We start from the raw sequence: 20753 nt of genomic DNA, 5'->3' as shown, positions 1-20753 counted from the left end.
ACACTATACACATGTTAAAAAACTATACTTAGTTTAATGTTTGTTAAACATAGTATATAAAATATCCTTTTTTTATAAGCATTATAAAAAATATTAGTTTTCAAATGCTCTCGAATAATCCATTTATAAATAAAATTATAAAATATAATTCAACAAGCATAAAAACACATTTTTTTTAAATTATATTAAATTGCTGAAAATCAGGTTTAAGCTTCGGCTTAAAGATTTAAATCAGAATTTAAAGGATATTAAAGAATTATTTTTTATGCTTTTTTAAAATAATATATTTTTAATCCCTTATTAAAGGAACAAGGCAAAATTATAGCTAATCTTGTATTAATATAATTTTTATCTTGGATTTTACTAAAATTAAAAGACATATTATTAATAAATGAAAATGAATTAAATTTAACTGATTAACTTGGAGAATAAAAATGCTTCTTAATTGGTGTGAAGAGATAACAAATATTGATCCTTCAATAAACTTTAGAGCTACTGGTGGATGGGTTAAAACCGTTACTGGATTAGACAAAAGCGTGTTGAATGGATTTTCACTCGTTGGTGAATTTGTTAAGGCAGGAGACTATAAAACTGAGTTTTCTGATGGATTATATCTTGACTGCAATAAGGAAGGAAAGAAATCCAATCCCAAACAGGACTTTAGGTTATTCAGACTGAAAAACGGCAAATTGACACTAATCGACCAGGTTTACAATGGCAAGAAAAACTGGGCTGTTGAGCTATGGGACAGTGTGAGTGAAGAGATAGATCCAAACTACCAAGAAAATGAAGTTGATAAGATAATGACCATTATTCTAGATAAAACAGGAAAAAATGTGAAATTATTGAAAAAGCTTCAAAATGAGTTAGATCAGGTTATTGCTGATTTTCAATAAACAATAAAAACTACTTTTTTTCAATATTTAAAAAAAAAACACTTATTTCATTGATTAAAATATAATCTACTTATTTTCATAAAATAATAAAAAAATAATTTAAAATACCTAAAATAGACTATATGAAATAAAAATAATAAAAAATAGTAAGTGTTTTGAGATAATTAGCTTTAAGAAAAAAGTTTTGATCAAACTTTTTTAAAAGTTTGATTTGGATAATTCGCTTTTATTATCTCAAATAAATTTTATAAAGTTAAATAGCTATGGCAAACCTATACTAATCTTTGACGAGTGGTAGGTTTTTTGTTTTGCCAACTGTATCTTCTTATTTTACTGGATTTACCGAATCCACAAGAAGCACAAACTTTCTTACGTACGTGGTATGAGTTTTTACCACATCTTCTACATCTAATATGGGTCTTTTTATTCTTTTTACCCATTGATGGAGTTCCTTTCACTTCTATCTCCTCCTAAATCAATCATAAACAATAATAATAAATTTCACAGCAGACTATATGAAATAGTCTATAGAATTGTCTTATCTAAAATAAGAACATAAAATAGATAATTAATTAAATTAATTTATAAAACAAACTAATTTAACTAATAAATAATTAATTCAATAATCTTTATTGAGTAGAACAAAGAAAAACTTATAGAAAAAATAAGAAACTAAGTTTCTATGGAGAAATGTATACAATATTGTCTCCTCTAATGAGAACAGTACCTAATCTTCTCATTATTTCTCCTTTTTCTAATTCTTCAGCATCATTAAGAACTAAGTTCATGTGTAAGTCGAAACTTTTTAAGATACCTCTGAATTCTCTTTCTCCTTTGAGTTTAATCAAAACTGGAGAATTTACTGCTTTTCCTAATGCGTCAAGTGGTCTTTGAACATTTTGTTGTCCGCTCATGATTATCACCTATACTATATTAAATATGTTTGTATAATATATAAACTTAACTATTTTTCTAATCCAAATAGGATAATTAAGCCTCTTTTTAAAACAAATATCAATTAAGAATATTTATTTTAAAGTATTATACCAGTAGTTAAGGAATTTTTTAGAAAAAATAAAAGACAATATGTTTTAGACACAAAATCTCTATTATTAGAATTTTTCTAAAAATTAATAAATTAATAAGATCAACTATAAAATTAAAAAACCAAAATTATCTTAAAAATTATTAAAAATTATTAAATTCCAATAAGATTTGAAAATAATCAATAATAATATAGCTAAACCTAATTAATATTATTATAATATATATTTTATATAGTATATAAAGGTTTGTACCTAAATAGGCTAAATAGCTAATATCTATCCCTATTTTCAAATGAAAATAAATAAAATTATCCAATATAGAAAAAAGAATAATAAATTATTATTAAAATAAGAAAAGAATGAAAAATAAGAAAATAAAAAGAAAATACAGAAAAGATAAGAAAAATTATAAGATATCCTTTATGTCAAGAACAGGAGTTCCATTCAACATGTCAACCCCTTTGAACTTTATTACGTTTCCTTCAATTTCTGTTATCTTTATTGTAGATACACCAATAGGATTTGGCCTGTTTGGAGCATGAGTTGAAAACAATCCTTTAATAGGCCCATTTCCCATAAAAGGAACCCTTTGCTTAAATCCTTCTGACTTATGGAAATAGAATAAAACCAAATACTCTTCACCGACTTCCATGCTGGACATGCTTTCAAGATACTCTTCATTGATGATCATTTCAGCTTCCACATCCCCGGATTCTCTAGTGGACTTAGGCATGTTCCTTACATCTTCATATGGAGACTTAATGTATCCAATCGGCTTAAAAATTATTTCTTCATCCATAGAACCATCCTCAAAATCAATAAATCAGTATCCGTAATGGGAATCCAATTGCTTTTCAACATCAAGCAATACAGAGTTAATAGCTAATTTTAGGAGTTCATTTCCATAAACTTCATCAACATAAACGCCGTTTTCTTCAACGTCCAATGCACCTTCTTCAATGTTAGGATCATTTTTCCTTGCTTGGCTAAACATGAATAGACCAACTTCACCATATTGGCTCAAATCAGTCTGGTTCTTGACTTCATCCTCATTGATGATGCCCAATACCTTTGCCATGGACAATTCACCAGAGCCTCCATGAGGCCCTTCAGATTCAATAATCTTGCTGTTTAGTGTAATCAAGAGTCCTGTTTGCTCTTCAATATCATATAATTTTGTAACAATAGGCAAATTGCCTCCATGCCCATTTACAATGACTACACTGCTGATTCCCAAAAATTTCTTTGCTGATTTCAATACATTGACAATTTCATCTGTCAAGTCATCTAGGGAAACATGTATTCCATGATTGATTTCCTTTATCTCATGAGCAGGATAAACGACTCCCAGGAACTTAGCTCCACTTTCTAAAGCAGCCTTAAAAGCAATGTATGATGCTATCTTTGCATCTGTATCAATAGGAAGCGCAGGACCATGATTTTCAAGATGAGACCCAAGTGCAATTATTCCTATTTTGTGAACATTAGGATTCTTAACGTTTCCAGCGTTTACTCTCAATTCAACCATATTATCACTTAAATAAATAAAATAAAATTAAATAGCTAAAGATAAAATCACATATAGTTAATATGAAACCAAATAGTGATTATTTAGGTTTTACACTTCCAAGTTCCAAATCGCATCTCCAACAAAATGGAGTGACTTGATAGCCTTTCCTTCTGAATTTTCAACCATTTCAGGACCAGTTATCAATGCGATTCCCATTGCTAAAGGCTTATTGTGTGTTTCCTCAACGATAATCACCACATCATCTTCCACAATGGATTCGTCTGCATCAACAATTCCAGGACTCATTACATCTGCACCTTTGGTAACAAACCTTACTGCACCCATATCCACTACAACTACCTTGCTGTCCAATTCGATATTCAATGCAGCCTTAAGTGTAGGGTATGGCTTGCCGTTAATCATAATGATGTAAGGCTCCCCATTTACTAAAATGAAGTCGTAATCCTCTGCTTCCAACATTTCAAGGGTGTCCTTGTTGTTGATGAAAGATCCGTAATCTCCAAGCTCTTCCTTAATGGCTTTCACTTTCTTTTTCTTTAGGAAATATCTTTTTTTTATTTTCAAAACCAGCACCTTAAATTTTTTAATTTTTATTCATTGATCAATAAAATCTTATGAATTATTTATGTGTTTTATTCTAATAATCTTTTGCTAAAAAAATGAAATAGTCAAATAGTTTACATAGTATAGTTTTTATATTTTAAATACAATATATTATAGTATTAAATTAATTTTAGATAAAAAAATCTTAAAAATCTTTAAATCTGAGCTTAAGCGATTTTGAAGAAGAACCAGAAATTATTTTAAATCTGAGCTTTAAGTGATTTGAAGAAGGATTAGAAATTTATTCTATTTTTCAATTTAATTAAAATTTATTAAACAATTTTGTGATTTTTTATGAGTGATAAAAACGAATGGGGCAGTAATCTATCATTTGTTTTGGCAATGGTAGGTTCTGCTGTAGGACTTGGAAATATATGGAGATACCCATACGTTTTATACAGCAATGGTGGAGGAGCATTCTACATTCCATATATCGTTGCTATATTGCTGATGGGAGTTCCATTTTTAATCTTGGAATATGGTGTCGGATATAATTTCAAATCATCCTTTCCAAAGGCTATTCGTAAAATACATGCAAATTATGAATTTTTAGGATGGATCTTGCCTATTTCCGTATTCATAATCATGGTCTATTATTCATGTATACTTGGATGGGATGGAATATATGTAATATTAAGCTTCTTTAAGGGATGGGGAGCAGACCCTAATACCTACTTTGCAACAACCTTGCTTCAATCTCAAGAAACCTTTAGTGGAATAACTAACTTCATTCCAGTCATTGCTACTGCAATGCTTGCAAGTTGGGCAATCATATGGTACATTTCCCACAAGGATCTTGAAGAGGGACTTGGAAAGGTAAGTAAAGTTCTTGTTCCTTTATTGTTTATAATCATGATTGTGATTGTAGCATTCTCCTTAACCTTACCTGGTGCAATGATAGGATTGAATGAGCTCTTTTCACCTGATTGGAGCTTGCTCTTGGACTTTGACATATGGATGGCAGCATTCGGTCAGATAATATTCTCATTAAGCCTGGGTATGAGTATTGCATTCACTTATGCAAGCTATACCGGAGAGGAAGGGGACTTGATTACAAACACATTGTCCATTGCATTTGCAAATTGCGCATTTGAAAACTTCTGTGCATTAGGAGTATTCTCAATCCTTGGATACATGTCACTTCAAAGCGGTACAGCAGTTGCAGACCTTGTAACCCAAGGTACAGGATTGGTATTTGTAGCTTATCCTACCGTATTGAATGTATTAGGCCAATATGCAATTATTATAGGTCCTTTGTTCTTCTTGACAGTTTACCTTGCAGGGCTTACAAGTATATTGTCCACTATCGAACCTTTGGCATTCAGTATTCAAAACAAGTTCACATGGTCCCGTAAGAAGACCATGACTGTCCTTTGTATAATAGGAGCTGCATTATCCATGATGTATGCAACCTCCTATGGTGGAACACTCCTTGGATACGTTGATGCATATATCAACCAAATAGCTATACTCTTCGGTGTATTGGTGGAATGTAACCTATTCGCATGGACTTTCAGTTGTGAAGAGCTTATTCCAACTTTAAATGCACGTAGTAGAACCATTAAATTAGGCAATTGGTGGGTTTATATAGTTAAATACATTTTACCATTGGTCATTGCAATCGTATGGATCGGTGGAGTATTGGACATTATAAACACCGGTTCAATGAGTGAATTGATCGTATTTGGTGTTCTTACTGTCATATTGCTTGCATTGACTTTCATATTTACCAAGATGCCTGCTACAAACGAAGACTGGGATAAGACTGAATATAGATTATAATTTATTTTAAATTATTTTCTATTTTCTTTTTTTATTTTTAAAAAAAAAGTAAGTTTATTAATTATTTTTTCTATTTTTATTTTTTTATTTTTTGTATTTTTATTTTATTATTTTAAAAAAAGATTTATTATTAATCTATTTTTTCCAAAAATCTGCTTCCTAAATGCTCTATTTTAACTGCACCCGCTAATTTTTCCTGAATGTTTTTAATCATATCCTCATTATTGGAAGCTACAAAATAAATGACATTGGCTTCATACTGCTTTTCAACAACAGACAAATTCTTTGCCCTGATCTCATTGTCAATTGTCTTTATATGCTGATATTCAAAGCTGAAACGGAATATTTCATACAATTCCATATCAACAATCTCGGCAATTGAAAGGGTTTCAAGAACTGACTTGCTGTAAGCACGAACCAAACCTCCTGCACCAAGCTTGATTCCACCGAAATACCTTGTTACAATAGCTACAATGTTTTCCATCTCATTTTTCTTTAATACATTAAGCATAGGCCTACCTGCAGTTCCGCCAGGCTCACCATCATCATCAAATCCTTCCCCATCGCTAACTACATATGCAGTGCAATTGTGTGTTGCATCCTTGTACTCTTCAGATATTTTATTTATGATCTCTTTCGCTTCCTTTTCATTCTGTGCAGGAATGAGTCGGCAAATGAATTGAGATTTCTTAATATCTATAGATGTTTGAAAGGGTTTAGCTATTGTTTTCATAGTATCGTTCAATATTTTTGATTATTAGAAAATGTTTTATATTAATTATTTTATATTAATAACATATACATTTATATGTTTAATTGATATAATATTAATTTTGATAAGATTTATAAGTAAAATTATTAAATCATCGAGGTGAAATCATGGAAGATAAGAAAGCAAAGTTTTTGGTATACATTGTTATAGCTTTTATTGCTTTTATTGCAAGTAGTGCAGTTTTTTCTATGACTGGCGGTCTTTCCGATTGGATTGCAACCAGCGATTACGATGAGGATAAAAACAACAATGGCTATTTAGACAGTTCAGAAAATGGAGGAGGATTATTCTCACTTTTCGATTCAAACGATAATGGCGATAATTACAACAGTTACAATGATGAAGGCAGTGACTGGTCTGAACTGATAGGCAAAGGAATGAACAAGATTTTCAATTCAGACAATTCCGGTTCAAGCTCAAGCTATTACTCAAGTTCAAGCTCTGATGACAATCCTGACCTTCTCGCAAGACTTTTAAGATTCTTTATAAGCAACGGATAATAAAAGAAAAACTTTAATTAATCCAATTCTCTTTTTTTCTATTTTTACTTTATTCACAATTCAAATTCTTAAAAATCCTAATTCTTGATTATTTTCCAGATTCAACTATTTTCATCAGTTTTTCTGAAACTTGAACTATATCTTTTTTCCCAAATGCCTTAGCAATTCTTCTAATTGCATCCAGATTCCTTACATAAGCATCAAGCCAGGAGAATATGTCTCCAGGATATGTTTGGATTTGATATTCCTTAAGAAGAGAATTTGAAATGTCAATTGGATCCTTTCCATTCAACCTTTGATTGATTATGTAATATGAAATTCCCCTTTGCAGGCATTCACAGAACGGCCTTTCATTGCAATCACATCTTAGGAAATCAATTTGAATCTTAAGCAAGGCATCCTGGAATTTCTTATCAATCTTTGAAATCGCTTCCCCAGAGAATATGATATCCACTGTGGATTCAGCAAATAACCTTGTAGAGAAGTTCATCTTCAATGCACTGATGATTTGCTTATGAACAACTGGAGCCAAATAAGCGTTTTCAAACAATTCCAAATCAAGAGCTATTGACTGAACTTTCAATAGGTCATTGGAATTGACTTCATCCTTAGACATCTTTTCATGAATGTCAGCAAAGATGTTTTCCTTAAACTTAAACTGTTTGACTGCTGCAGAATTATTATTTTTCCTGTTTTTAGACTTATTTGAAGTTTTCTTATTATAAATCACATCTGACTCATTAACCTTAGATTTATCTTTTTTAGAGGATTTATAATCATTCTTTTGATTGCCAATATTGGAATCATCATCAGAAGACTTATAATCCTTAGATTGATTCAATCCATTGAAATAATCAGCAATATTATCAATATACTTGCTGGTTTTGGATTCCTTTTTAGTCTCCTTTTTAGGAACTGGCTTTTCATCCACATCATCTTCAACAATGAACTTAATTCCAGAACTTTCATTTTCTTTAGATTCTTTAAGTTCTTTATGTTCTTTAAGTTCTTTAGGTTTATCTTCCTTAGGTTTAATGGATTTTTCCTTAATCTTATTCTCTTTAGACTTATGGGATTTATTCCTGTTCTTCTTATCTTTTTTAGACTTGTTTTTCTTCTTATTGTCCCTTTTGCCCTTCTTATCCTTCTTATCATTCTTGTCCTTTTTATCCTTTTCTTTTGTCTCTTTTTTATCTTCATTATCATTTTTAGAACTATTTTTAGCCTGTTTAGACTTGTCCTTTATCTTCTTGTTTTTCTTTAAGGCATTCTCATTACTTTCATCAATCTTTTCAGAAAGCAACCTTAGCTCTTTCAGATTAGTCTTAAAGAATGGCTTTTTATAATAATAGCTTAAGTAATTCGGATCATTGATTGAATCCTTGATGATTACACCATCATCAACAGATAAAAATGACATTGCAACTGCTCTACCGAAGCGAGTTGTATCTATAGTATCGTCTGCATGTATATTCACTGCATCTTTATCTTCAAGTTCATCAAGTGCTGTCATTATATCCATTGGAACTGGAATATTTTGATAGAATTCTTCAACATCCTTCACTTTCCTTAAGGACTTTGATGATATATCAGCAAGTATCTGTTCAAGTGATCCATCCTCTGTATAATCCACGAAAATATCCTCGACATCACTTTCAAGCAGATCAAGTGCAACTGCCTCTTCACTTTCATTGTCAAACTCACTTCCAATCTCTGGAACGAGATATATTACACCTCTGTCATGGTATGTTGGCCTACCAGCCCTACCTAACATCTGTGAAAACTCATTAGGAGTGATCCACTTGTTACCCATAAGCAATGATTCGAAAATAACTTGTGATGCTGGGAAGTCCACACCTGCTGCAAGCGCTGCAGTTGTAACAACTGCTGCAATCTTGCCTTTGGAAAAGTCCTTTTCAATTTTTTCCTTCTTGAAGTAAGACAATCCTGCATGATATGCTGAAGCATTGATTCCCTTTCCAGATAGGAAGTTAGCTATTTTATGGGTTTTTCTTCTTGAGTTGGTAAAAATCAAGGTTTGGCCCTTGAATCCCTTAGAGGATGTGCTGAAATACTCCCTTTGAACCAATTTTCTCATGATTATTCTTCTTTGGACATCTCCCCTTACAAAGACAATATGCCTTTCAAGAGGAACAGGACGCTCCTTGTACTGGACTAATTTCATATTGAAGTCATTTGCCAAGTCCTGAGGATTCTTTATTGTAGCGGACAATCCAATCACTTGAGTCTTAGGGAAGATATGCTCAATCCTTTTTATCAATCCATTTAACCTGAGACCCCTTTCCTCATCTGAAATGGTATGGATCTCATCTATCAATACAAGTCCCAAGTCATTCAATGCATCGGAATCGCCAGCCCTTAACATAAAGTCTATTCCCTCATAGGTACCTACAACAATATCCGCATCTTGAATATTGGAATTAGGTAACTTTAGCTCTCCTTTAGCCTTGATACGATTCATTCCCACTTTAATTGCTACCTTCAATCCTAAAGGCTCATATCTCTTCTTGAAATCCCTATACTTCTGGTTTGCAAGTGCTACAAGTGGAGTTAAAAATAAGAATTTTTTGCCATTCAATGCCTTTGGAATACCTGCAAGCTCTCCAACCAATGTCTTCCCACTACCTGTAGCGGACACTACCAAAAGGTTTTCACCTTTCAATAATCCTTCTCTAATTGCCAAATATTGAACTGGGAGAAGATAATCGTTTTTCTCTTTTAAAATGACTTGCTTGAACTCTTCAGGTATCTTTAGCCTTTTCATGGCTATTTTAGGAATCTTATCATCATGAACCCTGACCCTATCGAACAATGTCAAGTCTGTGTGTGCCAATGGATCAAATCTTGGTGAAAGCATTTCCAAAACATCATCCAGACTGCCTGTCTTTTCAAGCACTCTCTTGAAGTTCCTGAATACCTTCTTGTCATATCCCCTAAGCTGAAGCTCCCTTTTGATAGTATTTTCAGCACAGGTCTTGCAGATCAATTGGTCATGATAGTGATATGAAAAGTCTGAATTGATAATGGTGACTTCCCCTTCGAAACTGCAATGCTGACAGATATTTGTGAATCTGACCTTGATGTTGTTGTGCTTTAGGAAAGCTTCCAGCTTTTCATCCTTGTCTGCCAAGAAAACAGCTTGAGAACGTAATAAGTTAATTGCTTTGGAAGGAGGGTAGAGCTTGTCTTCCTTTTCATCCTTGATTACAAAACGGTTTATGGAAATTGAGCCATCCTCATCATTTTCCTTAAACTTCAATACACCAATGAATTCTGGCTTACGCTTTGTATTTAAAGCTCCTTTAGGACTTCCAATAGGATACATTTCCCAAGTCTTTTTCTTTTTGCTTAAAACTATCATTGATAAAATTCCTAATTTTTATTTTAAATTTTTTATATAAACATTATAGTTTAAATTATATTTTTAATAGTTTAAAAAGATTAAGACAAAAAATAAGTGAATTTATGAAAAAATTAAAAAAAATATGGATTAAATGTTAAAAAAAAGTTAAATTAAAAGAATAGAATAAATGAAAAATAAAGAGCAATTAAACTACTCTTCCAATAAAATAATGTTTTTAGGATTTATTTTAATGTAATCAGGAACAAGAAATTCATGCTCATGAATCTGCTTGTCATACTTCCACCATAATCCATTTGCCAAGGTTATTTCCCATTCAAAAGGCATTTCTATCTTTGATGAACCAAGTGTATCAAATGCATTCAAATCATCCTCTTTAGCAGAAGAGAAATCGTGAGCCCTTATTCCAATATGTGTAATATTTGGTGAAAGCTTTTTAGAGACTTCAAGCTCAAGTCCCCAATCCAATGACTTTACATGATAATCATCAATTATTTCAATTCTAGAGATGTTCTTACATCCTGTAAGCCTTGCAACCTGAACCTTTCTCGGATTCTCAAACACTTCATGAGTGTCGCCTTTTGCTATAACCTTACCCTTATCCAATATAATGAGCTCATCACAAAACTGGAATGCCTCATCACGATTATGAGTGACCATAATTGAAAATCCATCGAAATCCCTTAATGAATTGACAAGCTCAAGACGCAATTGCTCCTTAAGGAAAGTGTCCATAGCGCTGAAAGGCTCATCCAACAATATGACATCAGGCCCATAAGCCATTATACGAGCCAATGCAACCCTTTGCTGCTGACCTCCAGACAACTCTCTAGGATATCTCTTTTCCAAACCGTTCAAGTGATAGCGCTTAATGATTTCAGATAAATGATTCTTGTCATAACCCTTACCTAATCCTATAGCAACATTTTCCTCTACTGTCATATTTGGAAACAGTGCATAATTCTGGAATAGGTATCCTACATTTCTTTTTTGAGGCTTAAGGTTAGTTTTATTGATTGAATCAAAATAAACAGTGTCATTTAAGCTTATGAAACCATTATCAGGATTTACAATACCTGCAATGGATTTCAATGTCATACTTTTTCCACAACCGGAAGGACCTAAAATACCTAAACAACCTTTTTTTAACTCAAAATCAACATCCAAATCAAATTCCTTAAGTTCCTTTTGGATATTTACCTTTAATAACTTAGCCATAATCCTTCCTCGTGAATATAAAAATAAAATTAAATTATAAAATATTTTCTCAATCAAATAAACTATAAATAAACAATAAATAAACATTATAAGTTAAATTTAATAAAAACTATCTCCATTGCTTTTCCTTACGTAAAGTGACATAATCCATGATGAAAATCACAATGAATGCTATAAAAACAATGAATATTACATAACCAAATGCCTCTCCCATATTACCTGCAGCAACTTCTGAATAAACTGCCATTGGGAGTGTTCTGGTTTGTCCTGCAATGTTTCCTGCAAGCATAGCTGTAGCACCGAACTCGCCTAAACCACGTGCATAAGCAAGAATTCCACCACTGAGTATTCCTGGTAATGCATTTGCAAAAGCAACTTTCCAGAAGATCTTCCATTCAGACATTCCTAATGTACGTCCTGCATCCAATAGGTTGGAATCTATTTGCTCAAATGCACCTCTTGCGGAACGGTACATCAAAGGAAAAGACATCACAACTGCTGCAATTACAGTTGCAGGCCATGAGAAAGCTATTTTGTATGCAAAAAAGTCTATAAAAAAGCTACCTATAGGTCCTCTGACACCAAAAATCCATAATAAAAAGAAACCCACTACAGTAGGTGGCAATACAAGAGGCAATGTGAATATGCCGTCTAATATAATTTTTCCAGTGTCATTTTTCATCTTCACAAGACCCCAAGCAACAATCAAACCTAAAAAGAAGGTTATGAAAATTGATACGCTTGCGGTTTTCATTGAGATGAAAATTGGGGACCAATCTGTCATGTAATGTTCTCCTTAATTAATATTAAATTATTCAATCGATATGATAAATAATATATTTCTTTTTAATTCTTATTAATATTTGCATAATAATTACATAAATAATTGCTAAATAATTTAATATTAACTAATAATTTTAAAAAAAGTGATTATTCACATGAATAATACAATATTAAGTCTATTTAATATTTTTCTTATTCACATGAATAATGGATACTGAATTTATTCGTGAAGAGTAAATCCATATTCAACGAATTTGTCTTTAGCTTCTTGGCTTTGCAAGAATTCCATGAATTCACTTGCAGCTTCTGAGTTTTTGGAATCTTTTAATTGTGCAATAGGATAAATTACTGGAGTGTCTAAAGCGTCTTCTGGTGCTTCACAGACGACTTTTACATCATCAGTGGATTTAGCATCAGTAGCGTATACAATACCACATTCAGCAGATCCTTGAGCTACTTGGTTCAATACTGCAGTTACATCAGTACCTAAGGAAAATTTGGATTCGATTTGGTCGTAAATTCCAAGGTTGGTTAAGATTTCTTCTGCATATTGTCCTGCAGGTACGGATTCAGGGTCACCGATAGCGATGTTTCCTTCAACATTTGCTAAATCTTCAAATGAAGTGATGTTGGAATCTGAATCAGCAGGTACGATCAATACAACTTTGTTTTCCAAGAATTGGAGGTTGGTGTCATTGTCAACTAAACCTTCATCAGCTAAAGCATTCATTTGCTTGTTAGCAGCAGACATGAACACATCTGCCTCTAAACCGTTTTCAATTTGAGTTTGCAAGTCACCACTGGAAGCGTAAGTTGGAGTTACTTTTACACCAGGGTATTTTTCCTCAAACATAGGAATTAATTCATCATCAAATACATTTTTTAAACTAGCTGCTGCAGCTAAATTTACTTCTTGTCCCTCTAAATCTGGTTCACCAGTGATGAAGTCAAACCAGCCAGCAGAACATGAACCTACACTAATCACAGCTATTAATGCTAAAACAGCAATCATCAAAGCTTTTCTATTCATATATATTCTCCTAAAAAATTATTAAAACACTATCATACATTAAATCAATGATTGAAGTAAAAAGAATTTAAAAATAATCCTTTATGCAATAAATTTCATTATCGAATGATAATAACTTTCATTATTACTTTACCTTGTTTAGATAATGATTTAATGTTTTCTGATTAGTAATTATATCTTTTTTCATACTGATATATAAATATTTTCATATCGATTTTGAGAACAATTTCATATCGATATATAAAAGAACTGATTATTTTTAAAAAATAGAATAAATTGTAAAAATAAAAAAGTGAGACAATGTTATTATAGAAATAATTAATAAGGAGATCCATTATCTTTAATATTGTCCCTTATTTTTTTATGAGGCTCTCTTGAAAGTCCTTCTTTTTGTGTTTCATTTCTAAGATTTTCAATTATTTCAGAAGTTGGAGTAAGGACTGGACAGTTTTCTGTACACAATCCACATAAAGTGCACATATACAAACCAGAATCAACACTTACCTGATTATCTTTCAAGTATCGGCTCATTGCAACTCCACGGCCTCCTAAATAGCTATGAAAACCAAACTTATTCCCTATACTATTGTAAACAGGACAGCTTACAATGCAATTTCCACAGCCAATGCACCAAAGACACTCCTTAAATGCTTCTTTCCTACCATTGTCAAGCAAAATAACAGCTACTTTTTCAGCACCATACATATTCTTAAGAAGCTTTTTCTCAATATCTGCAGTTTTGGAAGGGCCTGAAACTATGTTGATATAGGAAGTCAAAGGCTTTCCAGTTGCAAAAGCTGTTTCAAGCTTGCCAATTGAAACGCAATCCTCAAGCAAAGGAACCAATTTATCAATCCCTGCAACGATTATGTGGAGCTTTTTGCTTTGAACCAAACTGATATTCCCTTCATTGTGAACCATTAAAACAGCACCATCTTCAGCAGCGATGGAATTGGTACCGCTAATTCCTATGAAAGATTTCTCGATAAGACTTAAGACATCCGCTCTAACCGCTTCCATAATTGGCTTTGGTTCTGCAGGCAAATCCAAATTCATGGATTCATTGACAATCTCTGCAATGTCCTGAACAGTCAAATGTGAAGCAGGGCCTGTAGGATGAACAGGACTGTTGTCATTTTTCTTTAATTGTAGAATACGGTCTCCCAAATCAGTTTCTACAATAGTCATGCCTTGCTCTTCTAAAAATTGAGTTGCATCAATCTCACGTAGAGTATTTGATTTGGATTTCGCAATATAAACCTCATTCTTATCACTATTGCTTCTTTCAATTTCATCATTGATCAAATCAAGCAATATTTTTCTTGCCTCTTCATCATCATTTGCATAAAAGCAATCAATATCATTTTCCTTAAAGCTTTCCTTTGCAATAGCTATCAGTTCCTCATTATTGTCTATTGCACTCTTTCTAATATCTATAACTCTGTTTTGAAGAGCCTTTATTTTAGGAGATTTGACAAGGGGTTCTATACGGTCCTTTAATTCACCGAATACTTTTCTCATGGATTCAATTTCCTTTTCTTTCATTGAATCTCATCCCCTTTATCAAAGCTACTTTTTTCAATATCCAAATGTTTTAAAACAAACTCTGATAAATCTAAAACTTCGAAATCATCACTGTTTTGGCTTAAATTCAATTCACAAAAGGGGCATGCACTTACCAATAGATCCGCATCGGTTTCTTTAGCTTCCCTAATCCTTAAATCAGAAATTGAATTAGACAATTCTCCATAAGCTGATTTAACTCCACCTCCAGAGCCGCAGCATCTTGCCTTTTCCCTATTGTTCTCCATTTCAACCAATTTTGAAATGGAATTGATTACATTGCGGGGAGCTTCATATTCCCCTGCATGCCTTCCTAAATGACATGAATCATGGTATGTGACCTTCAAGTCCTTATTGCCTTTAAGATTGATTTTATTTTCCTTAATCAATTGCTCCAATAGCTGAGAAATATGAATAACCTTTAAATCAACACCCAGGTACTTCTTATAATCTTCCTTCAATGTCTTATAACATCCTGCACATGAAGTTAGAATGGTTTTTCCTTCAAAATCCTTTAAATTGCCATTCATCTGTTCAATTGCATCATCTAAAAAACCAGTTCTTAAAAGTACGGATCCACAGCATTTTTCGTCTTCTAAAGTTTCATAATCGATTTTAGCTATCTTTAAAATCCTTTCTGTAGCCTTGCTGATTGAAGTTAATTTCTCTCTAGCTGTACATCCTCTAAAATACAATAACATATTTTAACCTTAATAAATAATAAAAAAAATCCTATAATCTAATAAATTTTAATCTGCATGATAATTTTAATTAAAAAAATAATGGAAGAAATCATTCCTCTTCCTTATCAATATCTTCCAATTTGATTTCATCCTTAAGAGCCAATGCTCTGACAAGTTCAGTAGTGTTCCTATTCAACTCATCGATTTTCATATATAATCTAAAGATCGCATAAACTAAAAGCCCATATCCGAGAACTAGCAATAAGTCCAATCCTCTACCAAAACCGAAAAATCCTGCAAGAGGGTCACTGAATCTAGGAGCAAAAGCAAAGAAATTAACTATTACACAAACAATAGCCCATAATACAAATGTAGCGGGAGTGATTTTCTTAACTCTTAATCTCCTATAGAAGAATATGAGAACTATTACAGTTGCAATAATTAATAAAATCTGATATGTACGAAATGGACCTATAATAATAACACTTCCCATTAATTATAATCTAAATAAATCAATCACCATCTTAGTTAATATTCTTAATCCTACAATCGCATCGGTCCCCTTATTCTGGGTTTCAGGAGTATATATTGTAGTGATTGTAACTTCAGCCAATCTAAGATTCTTATCGCTTATCTCCTTAATGAATTCAGATGATACACCATATCCTCTTGAAACGATGTTTATTGCATCAGCTGCATGAGCTGTAAATGCTCTAAGGCCTGATTGTGAATCCTTTACCTTTCTTCCATAGAATATGAGAGTTAAAGCATTCATGATATAGTTAGCAAAACTTTTACTTAGTGGCATGTCTTCAAATGGCCTTGCACCTATTACAACATCTGCCTCTCCATCAACTAAAGGCTTGCAAACCTTTGGAATATCAGCTATCTCATGCTGTCCATCAGCGTCAAAGGTTACAATGTATTTAGCGCCTTTATTATGTGCAAGAACCATTCCAGTTTTCAATGCAGCACCAAGTCCCCTATTGATTACATGGGAAACAACAAATATCTGATTAGGATATTTCCTTTTGGATTCAATAGCCAATTCAAGGGTCTTGTCTCTTGAACCATCATTGACTAGAATCACATTATATCCTTTTTCAGCTATTCCCTCAATGATTTGAGACACAGTCTTCTCTTCATTGAATGCTGGAACGACTAAATAAACATCCTTAGTGATTTCTGAATTTACATCTGACATATTATCTTTAAATTTTTTTAAACTATAAAGGACCTGCGTCTTCTTTACCTTCTCTCATTCCTTTTCCTGCTTCTTTTCTCATTTGTTTAGGATGGAACATCATCTTGATAAGGTTTTGAGCATGTTCACGAGCCCTATTGTCTGCCAATTTTTTTAGCTCCTTAGGGTCTTCCTCTTCATCTTCATGAACAAACACTTCTAGAATATGTGTGTTTGTCATGAGTTGAGCACGAATTAAACCTGTAGACGCTTCATGAGCACACATCTTATCCTTTTCCATTGGCCCAGGCATTCCCAATGCCATGACAATTTCACAGTCTTCCTCTTCAATAAGCTTTTTGCTTGCCACTGGAAGATCCTTAACCCCAGGAACAGTAACGCGAATAATCTTTAAGTCTGAAGCGTTTTTCTTTAATTCATCAATAGCTGCAGCACCCATATCATAACGAGCGAATGTAGTATCTGCAATTCCTATTCTCATTTTATTCACCAAATAAACATTATTTTAAAAATTATTTAATTATTATAAATAATTAATTTAATATTTTGATACATTATTGAATATGTTTTTAATTATATATAAAGTAAATCAAATATTTTAAAATCATCATATTTAAAAAAATCACCATATTTAAAAAATCATCAAAATAAAATCGCCTAAATTATTAAATCCTATTTTGAATTGAATTGATTTTACCTAAAACAATATTGTCTTTAGTCAAGTCATATAGGATTCTATAGAAATATAAGGCACCCCTATAATGATTTCTCTTTTCCAAATCAGCACAAATGATCTTTAATGTGTCTAAAATAAAAGGATTTACACCTATTTGAATACTTTTTGATTCTATTATCCTTTCTGCATCTTTCCTATCCATTTCAGTGTTGATTCCACGGGATTTAATATATTCAAGTTCTCTGAATGCCTGCTTGTTGAAATCAAAGTTCAAGCTGAAATCATAGAAGACAGCAGCAATATCCAATTGGTTTTCCTCAACATAGAAGAAACCGAAATTCCTATAAGCCCTTGCAATATCCTCATTTTTATAAGCGAACTTTAATGCATCTACATTGTATAGGAAAAACCTGTTGTAGGTTCGTGTCTTTGATTTGTAAATGTCTGCAAGGGAAAGAATGGTTTTTGAGGACACGGGATTGATTCTTAAGGCCTTAAGAAGATATTCCTCTGCCTTTGAATAGTTATCATATTCCAAAAGCAAAGTTCCATAAATGTAATACAAATCAAATAAAGGTTCATCGAATGGAATATATTCCAATTCATTCTTTAAACCAATGTACTGGTAAAATAAAATCTCTTCAAGAGGATTTAAAAAGCTATGATATTCCTTTGGAAGAGAAGAGTCATCACTATCAACTTCACTCATTCTATTGATTTTTACATCTTTTTTCCAATTAACCCCACTCTTTTTATGATTGGGATTATAATTTCTTGGACTTCTGGACAACTTGTTTTCCTCATATCTCATATACTGAATCTCAGTGATTGACCTATTTGATTTGAAATCGCTTTCCTTATGAATGTCCTCATTTTCATACTTATCAAGAAAATAACTCATGAAATTGTCTAATTTTTCCAAAGCGGTTTTCTTGTCACGATTTTCAATAAGTGGAATAACCTCATCAAGGATCCTTGATACATTTGTCTTCTTGGATTCATTGTTATTTTCTTCATGATAAAAGTCTAAAGATTGCCAAATCAATCTTGAAATCTCTTTAATGATCTCATAGGCAGATTCATGATTCTTATAATAATCCAATTGGGAGATTAAATAATCCCTATCCAAATCTGGATTTCCGCTTAAATTCATCTTAATTCGGTTAATAATCTCATCAGTCATTTAAATCATCACAAAGAAACAATAAAGTTTTTTCTACTAATTTTTTTATTTATAATCCTATTTAAATGATATTATAAGTTGAAAAAAAGAAAAAAAAGGATGTGCACAATAGCACAAAATAAGAAAAATAATAAAAAAATAGTAAATATTTAAAATTAGTATTGTAAGTAAATTATTATTCCAATAAATCAAGAAACTTTCTACGTGCCTGACCAATTGTTAATGGATAATTCCCTTCAAAATCAATCTTGTCTTCCTTTTCCAATATTTCAGCAAGATGTGCCATTCTTGGAAGACGTAAATCGGCTTCCCTAATTGTATCCACATCAGAAAATACCTCATTAGGTTTTCCTTCAGCAATGATTTCCCCATCACTGATCAAATGAATTTCACTTGAATAAACAGGAACCAAATCAACATCGTGAGTGGAAATAACGATAGTCATTCCTTCCTTATTCAATTCATACAATAATTTAAGAATATGTGAAGCTCCTTTTGGATCCAAACCGGAAGTAGGTTCATCGAGAATCATCAGTTCAGGCTTCATAGCCAAAATACCTGCAATAGCTACCCTTTTCTTTTGACCACCGCTTAAATGGTGAGGGGATTTCTTTTCAAAACCAGCCATTCCCACCTTTTCAAGGGAATCCTTAACCCTTTGTTCCACCTCTTCAATTGGAAGACCTAAATTCATTGGCCCAAAAGCCACATCCTCTTCTACAGTTGGAGCAAAGAGTTGATTATCTGGGTTTTGAAATACGATTCCTATTTTCTGACGAGCTTTAAAGAGGCTTTCCTTATCATATTCAAGCTTCTCTCCATCAATATAGATTTCACCTGATTTTGGAATGTTGATTCCATTGAAATGTAAAAACAGTGTAGACTTTCCAGCCCCATTTCGTCCTAAAAGAGCTACCATTTCACCTTTATCAACCTTAAAATTAATGTTGTTCAATGCCCTTGTTCCATCAGGATATTCAAAAACTATATTTCTTGCCTCTAAAATACTAAAACCTCCAACTTATTATTTATTATATCAAAAAGACTATATAAATGTTTAAAAAGTAATAAAAAACTCTATAAAAACTTAAAAAAAGTAATACTTTTAAATAAAGCCAGTTTGATAAAATATCAAACATATGATAAAAAATAGAAAAAAATGAAAAAATAGTAAAAATAGGATAGGAAATAGGAGAATTAGTATTTTAAAATCATTCTAATTGAGTCTTGATGATGTAATCCAAAAGCAATTTCATGGATTGCCATTCATCACTATTTAATTGATTATCCAAAATTGAAGTGGAAGCCTTTAAAACTGTTTTCTTGCTTAATAATCCATATCTATACTGATCCAAGAGATGAATAATCAATGAAACATATGAAACAAGTTCAGGATTTTTGGAAATGCTGATTAAAGATACAATGAATTTCCTTTTATCATCTTCATCTTCCATTTTCATATGGCTTGGCAAATAATCATTATAAAAATCATCTAAATTGTATTGGAATCTATCCAATCTAACCAATGCATTCAATTGATAAGTTGGAGTCAACCATTGCAGTTTAGCTAATGCATCCTTAATTGAATCAATGACCACTTTTCCAATAAGTTCTCCTATTTTGGCATGTTTGCTGACATTGTCTGTAAAGTTTTCACTATCCATATTTGAGAAAATAGCTATTCCATCAGTTCCTGTACCTGTAGCTATCTCATTTGAATAATTGCTTGATACCATCAAATCCCTAAGGGCAACTGCTTTTGCCTCTACAGCAATCATTTCTGCCAATAGAAGAGAGCTTTCATCCAATTTTGTATTTATTAAAAGTATTGTATTGATTGTTCCAGGCTTATTTGGATTTTGGTTATTATTTTGGTCATTGCTCTCATCGTCTTCTAAATC

Annotated in this window: 21 protein-coding genes; 3 read left to right on the top strand and 18 right to left on the bottom strand. The window is 32.2% G+C overall.

The genetic code is table 11. The features are described from left to right. Window positions 1-434: 434 nt before the first annotated feature. Window positions 435-896 carry a hypothetical protein gene (locus tag Q0409_RS00255; RefSeq protein ID WP_298533788.1) on the top strand — a complete coding sequence of 154 codons (462 nt, stop codon included), beginning with the start codon at window positions 435-437 and terminating at the stop codon, window positions 894-896. A gap of 272 nt (window positions 897-1168) precedes the next feature. Here the strand turns inward: Q0409_RS00255 and Q0409_RS00250 are convergent, their stop codons facing one another. The 5 genes from Q0409_RS00250 to Q0409_RS00230 form a co-directional block, all read right to left on the bottom strand. Then, the gene (locus Q0409_RS00250; RefSeq protein WP_292775557.1) at window positions 1169-1354 is read right to left on the bottom strand and encodes a 50S ribosomal protein L37e; all 186 of its coding nucleotides are present in this window, start codon (window positions 1352-1354) and stop codon (window positions 1169-1171) included. A gap of 222 nt (window positions 1355-1576) precedes the next feature. After that, window positions 1577-1810 carry an LSm family protein gene (locus Q0409_RS00245; RefSeq protein WP_067146527.1) on the bottom strand — a complete coding sequence of 78 codons (234 nt, stop codon included), beginning with the start codon at window positions 1808-1810 and terminating at the stop codon, window positions 1577-1579. A gap of 538 nt (window positions 1811-2348) precedes the next feature. Further along, on the bottom strand, window positions 2349-2741 hold the full coding sequence (gene tsaA, locus Q0409_RS00240; RefSeq protein WP_298533785.1) for a tRNA (N6-threonylcarbamoyladenosine(37)-N6)-methyltransferase TrmO: 393 nt from the start codon (window positions 2739-2741) through the stop codon (window positions 2349-2351). Between the two features lie 24 nt (window positions 2742-2765). Further along, window positions 2766-3470 (bottom strand): 2-amino-5-formylamino-6-ribosylaminopyrimidin-4(3H)-one 5'-monophosphate deformylase, encoded by a 705-nt coding sequence (gene arfB / locus Q0409_RS00235; RefSeq protein WP_298533783.1) that lies wholly within the window; start codon window positions 3468-3470, stop codon window positions 2766-2768. A 90-nt stretch (window positions 3471-3560) separates the two neighbouring features. After that, window positions 3561-4043: an RNA-binding protein gene (locus Q0409_RS00230; protein ID WP_298533809.1), complete on the bottom strand. Its 483-nt coding sequence runs from the start codon at window positions 4041-4043 to the stop codon at window positions 3561-3563. Between the two features lie 327 nt (window positions 4044-4370). On the opposite strand from Q0409_RS00230, the gene Q0409_RS00225 reads away from it, so the two are divergent. Continuing rightward, the gene (locus Q0409_RS00225; protein WP_298533781.1) at window positions 4371-5858 is read left to right on the top strand and encodes a sodium-dependent transporter; all 1488 of its coding nucleotides are present in this window, start codon (window positions 4371-4373) and stop codon (window positions 5856-5858) included. Between the two features lie 130 nt (window positions 5859-5988). Here the strand turns inward: Q0409_RS00225 and Q0409_RS00220 are convergent, their stop codons facing one another. Further along, window positions 5989-6591, bottom strand: coding sequence for a YigZ family protein (locus tag Q0409_RS00220; protein ID WP_298533778.1), 603 nt, complete (start codon window positions 6589-6591; stop codon window positions 5989-5991). Window positions 6592-6737: 146 nt separating this feature from the next. Between Q0409_RS00220 and Q0409_RS00215 the strand changes: the two genes are divergently transcribed. After that, window positions 6738-7130, top strand: a complete 393-nt coding sequence (locus Q0409_RS00215) for a hypothetical protein (RefSeq protein WP_298533775.1) — start codon at window positions 6738-6740, stop codon at window positions 7128-7130. Window positions 7131-7218: 88 nt separating this feature from the next. On the opposite strand, the gene Q0409_RS00210 is transcribed toward Q0409_RS00215, so the two are convergent. The 12 genes from Q0409_RS00210 to Q0409_RS00155 all read right to left on the bottom strand — a co-directional run. Then, the gene (locus Q0409_RS00210) at window positions 7219-10512 is read right to left on the bottom strand and encodes a DUF5814 domain-containing protein (protein ID WP_298533773.1); all 3294 of its coding nucleotides are present in this window, start codon (window positions 10510-10512) and stop codon (window positions 7219-7221) included. Between the two features lie 192 nt (window positions 10513-10704). Continuing rightward, window positions 10705-11730: a sulfate/molybdate ABC transporter ATP-binding protein gene (locus Q0409_RS00205; RefSeq protein WP_298533771.1), complete on the bottom strand. Its 1026-nt coding sequence runs from the start codon at window positions 11728-11730 to the stop codon at window positions 10705-10707. A gap of 109 nt (window positions 11731-11839) precedes the next feature. Further along, window positions 11840-12514 (bottom strand): molybdate ABC transporter permease subunit, encoded by a 675-nt coding sequence (gene modB, locus Q0409_RS00200; protein WP_298533768.1) that lies wholly within the window; start codon window positions 12512-12514, stop codon window positions 11840-11842. Window positions 12515-12733: 219 nt separating this feature from the next. Continuing rightward, window positions 12734-13543: a molybdate ABC transporter substrate-binding protein gene (gene modA / locus Q0409_RS00195; RefSeq protein WP_298533765.1), complete on the bottom strand. Its 810-nt coding sequence runs from the start codon at window positions 13541-13543 to the stop codon at window positions 12734-12736. A 318-nt stretch (window positions 13544-13861) separates the two neighbouring features. Further along, window positions 13862-15088, bottom strand: coding sequence for an LUD domain-containing protein (locus Q0409_RS00190; protein WP_298533763.1), 1227 nt, complete (start codon window positions 15086-15088; stop codon window positions 13862-13864). Next, window positions 15085-15807: a (Fe-S)-binding protein gene (locus Q0409_RS00185; protein ID WP_298533761.1), complete on the bottom strand. Its 723-nt coding sequence runs from the start codon at window positions 15805-15807 to the stop codon at window positions 15085-15087. The genes Q0409_RS00190 and Q0409_RS00185 overlap by 4 nt, the downstream gene beginning before the upstream one ends. A gap of 91 nt (window positions 15808-15898) precedes the next feature. Beyond that, window positions 15899-16282, bottom strand: a complete 384-nt coding sequence (locus Q0409_RS00180) for a DUF2304 family protein (protein ID WP_298533759.1) — start codon at window positions 16280-16282, stop codon at window positions 15899-15901. A 3-nt stretch (window positions 16283-16285) separates the two neighbouring features. Beyond that, entirely contained in the window at window positions 16286-16993 is a 708-nt protein-coding gene (locus tag Q0409_RS00175) for a glycosyltransferase family 2 protein (protein ID WP_298533757.1), read from the bottom strand. A 22-nt stretch (window positions 16994-17015) separates the two neighbouring features. Further along, entirely contained in the window at window positions 17016-17474 is a 459-nt protein-coding gene (ribC, locus tag Q0409_RS00170) for a riboflavin synthase (protein WP_292788836.1), read from the bottom strand. A 184-nt stretch (window positions 17475-17658) separates the two neighbouring features. Continuing rightward, the gene (locus Q0409_RS00165) at window positions 17659-18852 is read right to left on the bottom strand and encodes a type IV pilus biogenesis/stability protein PilW (protein ID WP_298533755.1); all 1194 of its coding nucleotides are present in this window, start codon (window positions 18850-18852) and stop codon (window positions 17659-17661) included. A 175-nt stretch (window positions 18853-19027) separates the two neighbouring features. Beyond that, the gene (locus Q0409_RS00160) at window positions 19028-19858 is read right to left on the bottom strand and encodes an ATP-binding cassette domain-containing protein (protein WP_298533806.1); all 831 of its coding nucleotides are present in this window, start codon (window positions 19856-19858) and stop codon (window positions 19028-19030) included. A 205-nt stretch (window positions 19859-20063) separates the two neighbouring features. After that, on the bottom strand, window positions 20064-20753 hold a 690-nt coding region (locus Q0409_RS00155), incomplete at its 5' end, for an adenosylcobinamide amidohydrolase (protein ID WP_298533753.1).

The organism is uncultured Methanobrevibacter sp. (assembly GCF_937898925.1).
Lineage (GTDB): Archaea > Methanobacteriota > Methanobacteria > Methanobacteriales > Methanobacteriaceae > Methanobrevibacter.
Note: the sequence above shows the minus strand (reverse complement) of the source record. Positions and strands in the feature narration are given on the sequence as shown.

Coding starts and splice junctions, on each gene's coding strand:
- Q0409_RS00255 (WP_298533788.1), top strand. CDS start 435: ATGCTTCTTAATTGGTGTGAAGAGATAACAAATATTGATCCTTCAATA.
- Q0409_RS00245 (WP_067146527.1), bottom strand. CDS start 1,810: ATGAGCGGACAACAAAATGTTCAAAGACCACTTGACGCATTAGGAAAA.
- tsaA (WP_298533785.1), bottom strand. CDS start 2,741: ATGGATGAAGAAATAATTTTTAAGCCGATTGGATACATTAAGTCTCCA.
- arfB (WP_298533783.1), bottom strand. CDS start 3,470: ATGGTTGAATTGAGAGTAAACGCTGGAAACGTTAAGAATCCTAATGTT.
- Q0409_RS00225 (WP_298533781.1), top strand. CDS start 4,371: ATGAGTGATAAAAACGAATGGGGCAGTAATCTATCATTTGTTTTGGCA.
- Q0409_RS00220 (WP_298533778.1), bottom strand. CDS start 6,591: ATGAAAACAATAGCTAAACCCTTTCAAACATCTATAGATATTAAGAAA.
- Q0409_RS00215 (WP_298533775.1), top strand. CDS start 6,738: ATGGAAGATAAGAAAGCAAAGTTTTTGGTATACATTGTTATAGCTTTT.
- Q0409_RS00210 (WP_298533773.1), bottom strand. CDS start 10,512: ATGATAGTTTTAAGCAAAAAGAAAAAGACTTGGGAAATGTATCCTATT.
- Q0409_RS00205 (WP_298533771.1), bottom strand. CDS start 11,730: ATGGCTAAGTTATTAAAGGTAAATATCCAAAAGGAACTTAAGGAATTT.
- modB (WP_298533768.1), bottom strand. CDS start 12,514: ATGACAGATTGGTCCCCAATTTTCATCTCAATGAAAACCGCAAGCGTA.
- modA (WP_298533765.1), bottom strand. CDS start 13,543: ATGAATAGAAAAGCTTTGATGATTGCTGTTTTAGCATTAATAGCTGTG.
- Q0409_RS00190 (WP_298533763.1), bottom strand. CDS start 15,088: ATGAAAGAAAAGGAAATTGAATCCATGAGAAAAGTATTCGGTGAATTA.
- Q0409_RS00185 (WP_298533761.1), bottom strand. CDS start 15,807: ATGTTATTGTATTTTAGAGGATGTACAGCTAGAGAGAAATTAACTTCA.
- Q0409_RS00180 (WP_298533759.1), bottom strand. CDS start 16,282: ATGGGAAGTGTTATTATTATAGGTCCATTTCGTACATATCAGATTTTA.
- Q0409_RS00175 (WP_298533757.1), bottom strand. CDS start 16,993: ATGTCAGATGTAAATTCAGAAATCACTAAGGATGTTTATTTAGTCGTT.
- ribC (WP_292788836.1), bottom strand. CDS start 17,474: ATGAGAATAGGAATTGCAGATACTACATTCGCTCGTTATGATATGGGT.
- Q0409_RS00165 (WP_298533755.1), bottom strand. CDS start 18,852: ATGACTGATGAGATTATTAACCGAATTAAGATGAATTTAAGCGGAAAT.